10 protein-coding genes are annotated in these 10,516 nt (G+C 68.2%); 3 read left to right on the top strand and 7 right to left on the bottom strand.

Annotated elements, in window-relative coordinates:
• Window positions 1-157: 157 nt before the first annotated feature.
• The 4 genes from FHP25_RS17845 to FHP25_RS17860 all read right to left on the bottom strand — a co-directional run bounded on the left by FHP25_RS17845 (window position 158) and on the right by FHP25_RS17860 (window position 4,084).
• Window positions 158-1,480 carry a UDP-glucose dehydrogenase family protein gene (locus FHP25_RS17845; protein WP_147848301.1) on the bottom strand — a complete coding sequence of 441 codons (1,323 nt, stop codon included), beginning with the start codon at window positions 1,478-1,480 and terminating at the stop codon, window positions 158-160.
• A gap of 31 nt (window positions 1,481-1,511) precedes the next feature.
• Complete coding sequence (gene galU / locus FHP25_RS17850; RefSeq protein WP_147848302.1) at window positions 1,512-2,387, bottom strand: UTP--glucose-1-phosphate uridylyltransferase GalU; 876 nt, start codon at window positions 2,385-2,387, stop codon at window positions 1,512-1,514.
• Between the two features lie 188 nt (window positions 2,388-2,575).
• The gene (locus FHP25_RS41890; RefSeq protein WP_147848303.1) at window positions 2,576-3,346 is read right to left on the bottom strand and encodes a DnaJ domain-containing protein; all 771 of its coding nucleotides are present in this window, start codon (window positions 3,344-3,346) and stop codon (window positions 2,576-2,578) included.
• Between the two features lie 24 nt (window positions 3,347-3,370).
• Window positions 3,371-4,084, bottom strand: a complete 714-nt coding sequence (locus tag FHP25_RS17860) for a VWA domain-containing protein (protein WP_147848304.1) — start codon at window positions 4,082-4,084, stop codon at window positions 3,371-3,373.
• Between the two features lie 97 nt (window positions 4,085-4,181).
• Between FHP25_RS17860 and FHP25_RS17865 the strand changes: the two genes are divergently transcribed.
• Window positions 4,182-5,522: an MFS transporter gene (locus tag FHP25_RS17865; RefSeq protein ID WP_178133600.1), complete on the top strand. Its 1,341-nt coding sequence runs from the start codon at window positions 4,182-4,184 to the stop codon at window positions 5,520-5,522.
• A 20-nt stretch (window positions 5,523-5,542) separates the two neighbouring features.
• Here FHP25_RS17865 and egtD read toward each other — a convergent pair whose 3' ends face one another.
• Both egtD and egtB read right to left on the bottom strand, forming a co-directional pair.
• Window positions 5,543-6,511 (bottom strand): L-histidine N(alpha)-methyltransferase, encoded by a 969-nt coding sequence (gene egtD, locus FHP25_RS17870; protein ID WP_147848306.1) that lies wholly within the window; start codon window positions 6,509-6,511, stop codon window positions 5,543-5,545.
• Window positions 6,511-7,797 carry an ergothioneine biosynthesis protein EgtB gene (egtB, locus tag FHP25_RS17875; RefSeq protein WP_147848307.1) on the bottom strand — a complete coding sequence of 429 codons (1,287 nt, stop codon included), beginning with the start codon at window positions 7,795-7,797 and terminating at the stop codon, window positions 6,511-6,513. Before egtB ends, egtD begins: the two co-directional genes overlap by 1 nt.
• A gap of 395 nt (window positions 7,798-8,192) precedes the next feature.
• Here egtB and FHP25_RS17880 point away from each other — a divergent pair, with 395 nt between their 5' ends.
• Window positions 8,193-8,351: a DUF3309 family protein gene (locus FHP25_RS17880; protein WP_147848308.1), complete on the top strand. Its 159-nt coding sequence runs from the start codon at window positions 8,193-8,195 to the stop codon at window positions 8,349-8,351.
• A 75-nt stretch (window positions 8,352-8,426) separates the two neighbouring features.
• Window positions 8,427-9,338 carry a hypothetical protein gene (locus tag FHP25_RS17885; protein WP_147848309.1) on the top strand — a complete coding sequence of 304 codons (912 nt, stop codon included), beginning with the start codon at window positions 8,427-8,429 and terminating at the stop codon, window positions 9,336-9,338.
• On the opposite strand, the gene FHP25_RS17890 is transcribed toward FHP25_RS17885, so the two are convergent.
• A partial coding sequence (locus tag FHP25_RS17890; protein WP_147848310.1) for an autotransporter outer membrane beta-barrel domain-containing protein occupies window positions 9,335-10,516 on the bottom strand: 1,182 nt, incomplete at its 5' end. The genes FHP25_RS17885 and FHP25_RS17890 overlap by 4 nt on opposite strands.

Raw genomic sequence — 10,516 nt, forward strand, 5'->3', positions numbered from 1 at the left:
AACGGCCCCTCCTTTTCAAGGGGATGTCTTGCTTCGTCACCACGGCGGGCCTCCGAGGCGGACTTCCGTTCACGTGGGTGCATGAATGGGCCCCGCGCTCGGGACAGTCGCTGCACGTATCTGCCCGCTCATGAGACCTTCTTAGTTCATCACCCCATCACGCGCTGTGGCGAGGCTGTGGCCGGCCGATGCTCTCGTAGACGAAGCCCAAGCCCCGCATCTCAGCCGGATTGAAGATATTGCGCAGGTCGACCACCACCGGCCGGCGCAGCAATTCCTTGAGCCGCTTCGGGTCGAGCGCGCGGAACTGGGTCCATTCGGTCAGCACCACCAGGCAATCGGCGTCCTTGGCGACATCATAGGCATTGTCCTTGTAGTCGATGCCCTTCAGGTGCCGCGCCGCCTCCTCCATCGCCGCCGGGTCGTGGGCTTGTATGCGGGCGCCGGCCGTCAGCAGCGCCGGCAGGATGTCGAGCGCCGCCGCGTCGCGCATGTCGTCTGTGTTCGGCTTGAACGCCAGCCCCAGCACGCCGATGGTCTTGCCGGCCACCGAGCCGCCGCAAGCCTCGACGACCCGCTGCGCCATCCGCTTCTTGCGCTCGGCGTTCACCTGGATGACCTGCTCGACAATGGTCACCGGCGAGCCTGCCTCGCGCGCGGTATAGGCCAGAGCCAGCGTGTCCTTGGGAAAGCACGAGCCGCCGTAGCCCGGCCCGGGATGCAGGAACTTGCGGCCGATGCGGCCATCCAGCCCGATGCCCCGGGCCACGTCGTGCACGTCGGCACCGACCTTCTCGCACAGATCGGCCATCTCGTTGATGAATGTGATCTTGGTGGCAAGGAAGGTGTTGCCGGCATACTTGATCAGCTCGGCGGTCTCCAGGGTGGTGAAGACGATCGGTGTCTCGATCAGGTAGAGCGGCCGGTAGATGGCGCGCATGACCTCGCGGGCGCGCTCGCTTTGCGTGCCGATAACGATGCGGTCCGGCTTCATGAAATCCTCGATCGCCGCGCCTTCGCGCAGGAACTCGGGATTGGAGACGACGTCGAACTCGGCGTCAGGCCGGCGCTCGCGCACGATGCGCCCGACCTCGCGCCCGGTGCCGACCGGCACGGTCGACTTGTTCACGATGACCGTGTACTGCCGCAGCGCATCGGCGACCTCGCTGGCGGCGGCATAGACATAGCTGAGATCGGCATGTCCGTCGCCGCGGCGGGTCGGCGTGCCGACGGCGATGAACACCGCGTCGGCCGTGGCCACGGACCCGGCCAGATCGGTCGTGAAGGTGAGGCGGCCGGCGGCACGGTTGTCGGCCACCAGCTTGTCGAGGCCAGGCTCATAGATCGGAATCTCGCCCGCCTCCAGCCTGGCTATCTTCTGCTTGTCCTTGTCGACGCACACCACGTCGATACCGAACTGCGAAAAGCACGCGCCGGAGACCAATCCGACATAGCCCGTGCCAATCATCGCGATTCGCATTCAATCCCCCCAAAACGCAGAATGACCCGACTCAGGATTTGAGCAGAGAACCAAGTAGCGCGCGTGACTCCTGGGCGATGTCGGGCCGCGCCAGCGATACCGCGACATTCGCCTCGAGGAAGCCCAGACGGTTGCCGCAGTCGTAGCGTGCACCGCGGTAGCGCATGGCATGGAACCGGCTGCGGCCGATCATATGCGCCATCGCATCGGTCAGCTGGATCTCGCCCCCTGCCCCGGTCTCGTGGCGGTCGAGATGCTCGAAGACCTCCGGCAGCAGCACGTAGCGCCCGATGATCGACAGGGTCGAGGGCGCCTCGGCCGGCTTGGGCTTCTCCACCATGCCGGTGATCTCGGCGACAGTGCCGTCGTCGTTCTTGATCGCCACGATGCCGTAGCGGTTGGTCTGCTCGCGCGGCACGTCCATCACCGCCACCGCGCTGCCGCCGGTTTTCTCATGCAACGCCACCAGCTCGGCCGTGCAGCCCGGCGACGACAGGGTCAGCTCGTCCGGCAGCAGCACCGCGAACGGCTCGTTGCCGATCCAGGCGCGGGCGCACCAGACGGCATGCCCCAGGCCCAGCGGCTGCTGCTGGCGGGTGAAGATCGCATTGCCGGCCTTGATCGTGGCCGCCTGCGTCTGCTCGAGCTCGGCCTGCTTGTTGCGGCGCGCCTTCAGCGTCGCCTCCAGCTCATAGGCATGGTCGAAGTGGTCCTCGATCACATGCTTGTTGCGCCCCGTCACGAAGACGAACTCCTCGATCCCGGCCGCCCGGCATTCCTCGACCGCATATTGGATCAGCGGGCGATCGACGATCGTCAGCATTTCCTTGGGGACGGCCTTGGTCGCGGGCAGGAAGCGGGTGCCGAGGCCGGCGACAGGAAAGACGGCTTTGCGGACTCGAGGCATGCCAGATCCATTCTCTGTTTCGAACAATATCAATAACTTAACACGCTACTCTCATTTCTTACATGAGATAAAGCGAGCACACACCCATAGAACAGCAGCGTGCGGCAAGAGCAAGGCGCAATCTACATTTTTCCGGTCCACTGCAGCGCCATGTGGCGGGCCGGAAGGACAACATGCCACCGCGACGATCAATCGCCCAGCAGCACCTGCCGGGCGCGGTTGATCTTGGCCGCGAGCCAATCGGAACCGCCACGGTCGGGGTGATTCAGCAGCATCAGCTTGCGGTAGGCGGCACGAATCTCGTCGGCCGTCGCGCCCGACTTCAGGCCGAGCACGGCATATGCCTCGTCGACGCTCATGTCGGTGGGCCGCTCCTGGCGCGGCGGCACCTCGCCCTGCGCACCGTCCTGCGCGCTTCCTGGCCCGGAAGAAGCCGCGCGCTGGCGCCAGTCAGGCCCGAAACGGCGGTCGAGATAAGCCTCCAGGACGCGCACCGAATCGCTGTCGACGGCACATTCCGTCAGCAGCGCGATGAGCGTCGGCTCGGGCAGGCCGCCCAGCGAGCGCCCCGCCTGGGTGCCGCGCAGCACCCGGCCATCCATGGCGCCTGAGGCGTGCTCGAGCGTCATCTCCAGCCAGGCGGTGCGGACCGTGGAGACACCCTCGCCACCCGAGGACCGCGTGCCGGGTGAGCCCCAGCCGGCGCCCAGGGACTGACCGGCCCGCCGCCGGCGCCACCACCAGTACAGGAAGGGCAGAAGGAACGGCGCGAACTGCAGCAGCAGCAACGGGTTGCGCGCGACGATCGCAAGCAGAAGCCCGCCGCCGGCGATCGCCGCCGAGCCGATCGCGACCCGGCGCACCGCGCCGGCAAGCGCCGCCGTGTTGGCGGTGGCGAACCACCGCAGCACCATCACGAGGCCAACCAGCAGCAGCAGCCCGAGAAGCAGTTGCGGCATCGTAGGCTCCGATCCCGGTGCCGGTCAGGGCCCCGCGCGGGTCAGGCGCAGGGTTGTGATGCGGTGGAGCGCCGCGTAGTCCGCCATGGCCTGTGCCCCACCGGCGGCATAGGCGGCAACGGCGCCCAGCAGCCGCCGCAGCGCATCGGGACTGGAGGCATCGAAGCGGCAATGCTGGCCATTCGTCAATCGTGCGAACTGGGCGAAGGCATGAGCCGCGACGGCATTGTCGCCCTCCTGGAACAGAAAGGCGGGCACGCCCAGAAAGCCGAGCTGGCCAGCCAGGGCGCCGACGGCATCGAGGTTTTCCTCGAAGCAATCGCCCACGAACACCAGCGCATCGAGCTTCTGACGCCGGGTTTCCTCGGCTGCGAAGGCGAGCACGCGGCCGATCTGGGTGTTGCCGGCCAGGCAGGACACGCGCGACATCAGCCGCGCCAGCTCGACGCCGTTGGACGTCCATTTCGACGCCTTGAAGTCGTCGAAGCCACGATAGAAGGCCAGCCGCACATCCAGCCCGCCCAAGGCCTCGGCGGCAACGAACATCTCGCCCTGGATCCTGGCGGCCCGATCCCAGCTCGGCTCACGGCTGGCGGTGGCATCCATGCAGAACAGCAGCCGGCCGCGCCTGGCCGCGCCCGTCGCCGCGGCCGGCACCGCGCGCGCCTTGTCGAGGAACGCGCCTACGGCGTCGCCCTTGTCACGCTTGACCGGTACAGACGGCTCGCCACCCGGCATGTCTCTTTTGACCCTCTCGTCGGCACTCAATATGGTAAGTGGCTACCGCGCGCGTCCAGTGCGGAAGAAAAGAACGCGTTCGAGGGAACCCCGCAGGATGAGCGCTCCAACCGCGTCCACGCCGACGCTGATCACGCTGCTGCGCGTCTATATCCCGTTTGCCCTGGCCTATGTCCTGTCCTACCTGTTCCGCTCCGTCAACAGCGTGATCTTTCCCAGCCTGGAGCAGGACATCCCCGAGCTGACGGCGGGTGATCTGGGCTTCCTCACCAGCATGTATTTCCTGTTCTTCACGGCGGTGCAGATCCCGCTGGGCGTCATGCTCGACCGCTATGGCGCGCGCCGGGTGCAATCCGGACTGATCCTGTTCGCCGCGCTGGGCTGCATCGTGTTCGGCGCCGCCACGTCGGTGGCCGGTCTGGCCGGTGGCCGGGCCCTGATCGGCCTGGGCGTCGCCGGCGGCCTGATGGCGGCGATCAAGGCCATCACCGTCTGGTATCCGCCGCAGCGCTGGTCGCTGATGGTCGGCCTGCACATGGCCGCCGGCGGCCTGGGATCCCTGGTCGCGACGCATCCCGTCGAGGCGGCGCTGGGGCTGGCGGGATGGCGCCACGTGTTCTTCGGGCTGGGCGCCATCACCGTCGCCGTCTCAGCCATGCTGTTCTTCGTCGTTCCCGAGCGCGGCAGCGCCACCGCGGCCTCGACGCCGGTCGGGCCCCAGTTCCGCGCCGTGGGCCATATCATGCGCGACGGCTATTTCTGGCGACTGGCACCGATGGTGGCGCTGCAGCAGGCCGCGTTCTTCGCGTTCCAGGCCCTGTGGGCGGGACCGTGGCTGCGTGATGTGGCGGGTCTGGACCGTGCCGCCATCACCGGGCAGCTGTTCTGGCTGGCGGTGGGCATGACGGCGAGCTTCGTGTTCACCGGCTGGGCCGCCGGCGCGCTGGCGCAGCGCGGCGTGTCCTATGTCGCGACCGGCAACGCCGCGCTCGCCCTGTTCCTGGTGGTCAACGCGAGCCTCATCTTCACCGGATTGTGGCGCGATGCGTCTTCGACGCAGGTGACAGCCCTGATGCTGGCGTTCGGCGCCGGCGGCGCCGTCGGCATCATCTATTTCACGCCGCTGCAGCAGGCCTTCCCGATCGAGCTGTCGGGTCGCGCCACCACCAGCCTGAACTTCGTGGTGTTTCCAGCCGTGCTGGTCGGCCAGTGGGGCCAGGGCAAGATCCTCGATCTCTGGCCCAAGATCGGCAACGGCTACGATCCCGAGGCCTATGCCGTGACGGCATTCCTGTTCGTGGCCTTGCAGGCCGCTGCCCTGCTCTGGTTCCTGTTCTCCCCGGCGCGCCCGGCGATCCGGCGATCGGTGGACGACTCACGCCACGGCGCCACGGCGCCCGTCGCGGCGAGCGCCGCCGGCGATCCGCGCCGCCCTTGACGCCCGAAGACGGGCCCGGCTCACGTCGCAACGAAGTAGTTCACGCTGAAGAGCCTGCCCGGATCGGTCCAGGTCTGCGTCCGCACGAAGCCTGCCGGGACCGCCAGCGCATCCATGTCGGCGAGGTCGTACTTGTACGAATACTCGGTGTGCACGCGCTCCCCGGCATCGAAGAAGAAGCGCTGCCCGGCGATCCGCACGGACTGCGGCCGCAGGCTGCGGATGTAGATCTCGATGCGGCCCGCGGCCGGGTTGTAGAACGCTTCGTGCGCGAAGCCCTCGAGGTCGAAGCTGGCGCCCAGCTCGCGATTCATGCGCGCCAGCAGGTTGAGGCTGAACGCCGCCGTCACACCCGCCGAATCATTGTAGGCGGCGTGCAGCATGCCCGGGTCCTTCTTGAGGTCGGCACCGAGCACCAGGGCGCCGCCCGGCCCCAGCAGACGGCGCGCGTTGCGCAGGAAGGCCAGCGCCTCGTCCGGGTCGAGGTTGCCGATGGTCGAGCCGGGAAAGAATCCCAGCTTCGCGGCGCCCGACGATCCTGGCAGCCATGGCAGCATGGGCAGGTCCGTGTAGTCGGCGCATACCGGCACGATCGCCAGCGCCGGATAGTCGGCGCGCAGGCGCCGGCTGGTCGCCTCCAGATGCTCGCCGGAGATATCGATCGGCACATAGGCCGCCACCGCCTCCAGGCTGTCGAGCAGCAGGCGCGTCTTCACGCTCGAGCCGCTGCCGAACTCGATCAGCTGACGCCCCGGCCCTGCCAGCGCCGCGATCTCGGGCGCGCGGTCGCGCAGGATCGTGATCTCGGTGCGTGTCAGGTAGTACTCGGGCAGCTCGCAGATCGCGTCGAACAGCGCCGAGCCTTGCGCGTCGTAGAGGAACTTGGCGGGAATGGCGCGCGGCCGGCGCGACAGGCCGGCGAGGACGGCGGCTTCGAACGTGTCGCCGGTCGATGCTTGCGTATTCTTCAGGGGCAGGCCCGGAACCATCACCAATCCTCCGCCAACCGGATCCCGCTGAACATCCAGCGCGTGTCCGGCGGAAAGAAATTGCGGTACGTGATCCGCAGATGACCCGGCGGCGTCACGGCGGCACCGCCGCGCAGGACCATCTGATTGGCCATGAACTTGCCGTTGTATTCACCGATCGCTCCCTCGGGCTCGCGGTAGCGCGGATAGGCGACGTAGGGGCTCGCCGTCCATTCCCAGGCATCACCGACCATCTGCTGCATGCCGCCACGATCGGCCGCCGGCATCGGATGAAGCACGCCCGTATCGGCGAGGTTGCCGCGCAGCTTCAGGGTCGCGGCCGCCTGCTCCCATTCGGCCTCGGTCGGCAGGCGTTTGCCGGCCCATTTCGCGTACGCCGCGGCCTCGAAGAAGCTGACATGGCAGACGGGCTCGTCCATCGCCACCGGCCGCTGTCCCGACAGCGTGAACACATGCCAGCGGCCGCCGACATCCTCCCAATAGAGCGGCGCCGTCCAGCCGCGGGCATTGATGGTCGCCCATCCTTCCGACAGCCAGAACTCCGGCCGCCGATAGCCGTCGTCCTCGATGAACTGCAGGAATTCGGCGCACGTGACCAGCCGTGTGGCCAGCGCGAACGGCTCCAGCCACACGCGATGGCGCGGTCCCTCGTTGTCGAACGCGAAGCCGTGGCCGGCATGCCCGACCTCGACCAGACCCCCGCCATGACGCAACCACCGCATCGGCCAGATCGGTGTCTCGGCCCGCGGCCTGGCCGGCTGATAGGCCGGCCGCAGGGGATTCACCGACAGCACGTGCTTGATGTCCATCAGGATCAGCTCCTGATGCTGTTGCTCGTGGTTGAGGCCGAGCTCGAGCAGGTCGCACAAGGCTGCGTCGGCCTTGCCCTCGGCGCGCGCCATGAGCTCGCCCATCGCCCGGTCGACATGGCGGCGATAGGCCAGGATCTCGTCGACGCCGGGACGCGACAGCAGGCCCCGTTGCGGCCTTGGATGGCGCGCGCCGACGGCTTCGTAATACGAGTTGAAGAGATAGCCATAGCGCGGATCGAATGGCTGATAATCGCCATCGAAGCGCGCGAGGATGAAGGTCTCGAAAAACCACGTCGTGTGCGCAAGATGCCACTTCGTGGGGCTCGCATCGGGCATCGACTGCACGGTCTGGTCTTCCGGCGACAACGGCGCCGCAAGGCGCTCGCTGAAACGCCGAATCGCCACGAACCGCGCGGCCAGGGCGGCGGCGCGGCTCTCCTGCCGGCCGGGGTGTTCGTCGATCACAGCCGGCACATCGCTCTCCGCCGGGACGCCCGCTTGCCAGGTCGCAACGTGACGGTGGCGCGACGGTTCCCCGCGCGCGCCGCCGGCGGAGGACCGGCGCTGACGCTATCGATGCTGGTCAGGACTGACGGGCGACCGGCCGCAGGAAACGCTGAGAGGCACGCGGACGGTCTTCGGCCCTCCGGATCGGACATACAAACCTCTTGCCGTCTCGACGAGACGAATAAAGTGCCCTTTCACCGCCGGAATCAACCACGATTCGGCATGCGCTGGAGAGTTGTGATAGCGGGATTCGGCTGTGCACGAACGGCCGCCCGCACAGACGTGGAACCGGGCACTCCGCTTGACCGTTGCCTGACGGGAGCGGTCGCGACGGCCGGCGCGTCGCAAGGGAGCTGCGGCACATGTCCGTATCGCTGATTCTTCTCATCATCCTCATCGTGCTCCTGATCGGCGCCGTCCCGACATGGCCGTACAGCCGCGGCTGGGGCTACTATCCTTCCGGCTTCTTCGGTGTGGCCCTGGTCGTGATCCTGGTCCTGCTGCTGATGGGGCGAATCTGAACCGCCGCATTCATTTCGCGACCGGACCGTGTCAGACTGAGCGAAAGCCTGCCTTTCGCTCAGGATTCGATCGTCATGCCCATCTGCGAAGCCGATCCATGGCGATTGCAATACTTCGAGACCGTCGCTTGTCCGGCCGACGTGCGCATCCCGACCGAGGACAGCGATGCGTGGGAATGGTTCCCCGATCATCGCTGGGTCTATGACAAGCTCGCCGTGGCGCGCAGCCAAGGCCTCGACGCTGCGCCGCACGGCGTGCTGCCGCCGGCGTATCCCGTCTTCTCCAAGCCGATCTATAATCTGAAGGGCATGGGGGTCGGCAGCTGCGTGCTCGACTCGCCCGACGCCTACATGCGGGCCTATGCGCCCGGACACTTCTGGATGACGTTGCTCGAGGGCCGGCATGTCAGCACCGATGCCGTCGTGGTCGACGGTCAGGTGCGCTGGTGGCGGCACACGACGGGCGCGCCGGCCGGCGACGGCACGTTCGATCATTGGACCGTGCATGCCGATGCCGACAGCGCCATCGAAGCCTGGTGTGGCGCCTGGGCGGCACGGCACCTGCGCGGCTATGCCGGGATGGTGAACTTCGAGACCATCGGCGGCCGCATCATCGAGGTCCATCTGCGCTTCGCCGACCAGTGGCCCGACCTTTACGGCCGCGGCTGGGTCGAGGCTGTGGTGAAGCTCTACGCCGACGGCGACTGGAGGTTCGCGGATGCCGATCGGCGCGACGGCTTCAGCGTCGTGCTCTTCGGCCCGCACGGACGGCGATACCGGCATCCGCCACCCGAGCTCGTCGCCGAGCTTCGCGCCCTGCCGGGTATCTGCAGCGTGCAGACGACCTTCCACGAAGACCTGCCGCCGGAGCAGCACGCCATGCCGCCCGGCGGCTTCCGGCTGGCGATCATTAACTGCACCGACCTCGACGCCGGCCGCGCCGCGCGCGACCGGCTACGGCATAACCATGTCTCGACTGAAGTCTAGAAGCGCAGGGTGAGGCTGCCCTTGATGGCGTGGTCCTGGGCGCTGCCGGCGAACTGGCCGCTGTAGGCGATGCCGAACCTAGCATAGCGTGTAACGTCGATGTCGATGCCCGCTTCGACGATCAGGCTGTCGCGCGCGATCGGCACCCCGACGACGGTGAAGGGGCTGCCGCCGGCGCGGAACGCCAGGCGCTGCTCCGGCGTGACGTCGCCGAAGGCGTGACGCCAGCCCAGTGTGCCGCGCAAGGTCACCGTCGTCGTGTCGGACGGCGCCGTCACGGTCGCCGCCGCGCGCAGGCCCAGGGTGCTGAAGCCCATGTCGAAGGCCTGGCGCCGGCCGGCGAGCGCCGCCGCACCGCCTGATTCGTCGATGCGGTCGCTGCGGTAGTTGACCCAGGCCAGGCCGGCGAAGGGCTCGAACGCGACGCGCTCCAGCGCGATGGCATAGCCGGCCTCGCCGAACACCTGCGTGGTGCGGGCGCCGTAGTCGGCCTTCAGGCGATCGCCGATGCCGGCGAAGGCGACGCGGCGCGTGGTGGCGATGTCGTGCCAGCTGAAGCTGGCGCCGGCCCGCAGGCCCAGGGCGCCGAGCTGGCCGCCGCCATAGAGGGCGACATGATAGTTGTCGCTGTTGCCGGACGAGGCGCGGCTGTCGACGTCGAACGAGGCGCGGGTGTAGCCGGCGGCCAGCCCGACGCGCCAGGTCTGCTCGATGGTGGCATCGACGCCGATGAGGAAGCCGCCCAGCGAGCGGCTCAGCGTGCCGGCGTTGCCGTCGCCGCTGCGCTTGCCCCAGGCGCCGATGCCCTGGGTCCAGGCGGCAATGACGGTATCGCCGGCTACCGGCGCCGCCGGCGCCTGCGCGAACAGGCGCGCGGCGGCCTCGCCCGGCGTGGCGTCGGAAACAGCACCCGGCGGCGTGCCGGCGAGCGCCATGACCTTGCCTTCGGGCGCCAGCGCGGCCGCCGGTCCGACCGCGGCGTAGGATTGGCGCACGCGGCCGATCACGGCGTCGCGCAGATACTGCGACTGCTCGACCATGGTGCTGGCGGCGCTGGCGTGGATCTCGCCCGACAGCAGGTCGAAGGCGCGGCGGATGCCGGCGGTGTCAGGCAGGTTGGCGACGGCGTCGAAGATGGGATTGCCGGCGCCGAGGCTCTCGACGCCGCTGCCGGCGGT

This window comes from Vineibacter terrae (assembly GCF_008039615.1).
GTDB lineage: Bacteria > Pseudomonadota > Alphaproteobacteria > Reyranellales > Reyranellaceae > Vineibacter > Vineibacter terrae.

What these genes read in the sequence shown, in the direction of transcription:
- FHP25_RS17845 (WP_147848301.1), bottom strand. Translation starts at nt 1,480, where the DNA reads ATGCGAATCGCGATGATTGGCACGGGCTATGTCGGATTGGTCTCCGGC.
- FHP25_RS17880 (WP_147848308.1), top strand. Translation starts at nt 8,193, where the DNA reads ATGTCCGTATCGCTGATTCTTCTCATCATCCTCATCGTGCTCCTGATC.
- FHP25_RS41890 (WP_147848303.1), bottom strand. Translation starts at nt 3,346, where the DNA reads ATGCCGCAACTGCTTCTCGGGCTGCTGCTGCTGGTTGGCCTCGTGATG.
- FHP25_RS17865 (WP_178133600.1), top strand. Translation starts at nt 4,182, where the DNA reads ATGAGCGCTCCAACCGCGTCCACGCCGACGCTGATCACGCTGCTGCGC.
- galU (WP_147848302.1), bottom strand. Translation starts at nt 2,387, where the DNA reads ATGCCTCGAGTCCGCAAAGCCGTCTTTCCTGTCGCCGGCCTCGGCACC.
- egtD (WP_147848306.1), bottom strand. Translation starts at nt 6,511, where the DNA reads ATGGTTCCGGGCCTGCCCCTGAAGAATACGCAAGCATCGACCGGCGAC.
- FHP25_RS17860 (WP_147848304.1), bottom strand. Translation starts at nt 4,084, where the DNA reads ATGCCGGGTGGCGAGCCGTCTGTACCGGTCAAGCGTGACAAGGGCGAC.
- FHP25_RS17885 (WP_147848309.1), top strand. Translation starts at nt 8,427, where the DNA reads ATGCCCATCTGCGAAGCCGATCCATGGCGATTGCAATACTTCGAGACC.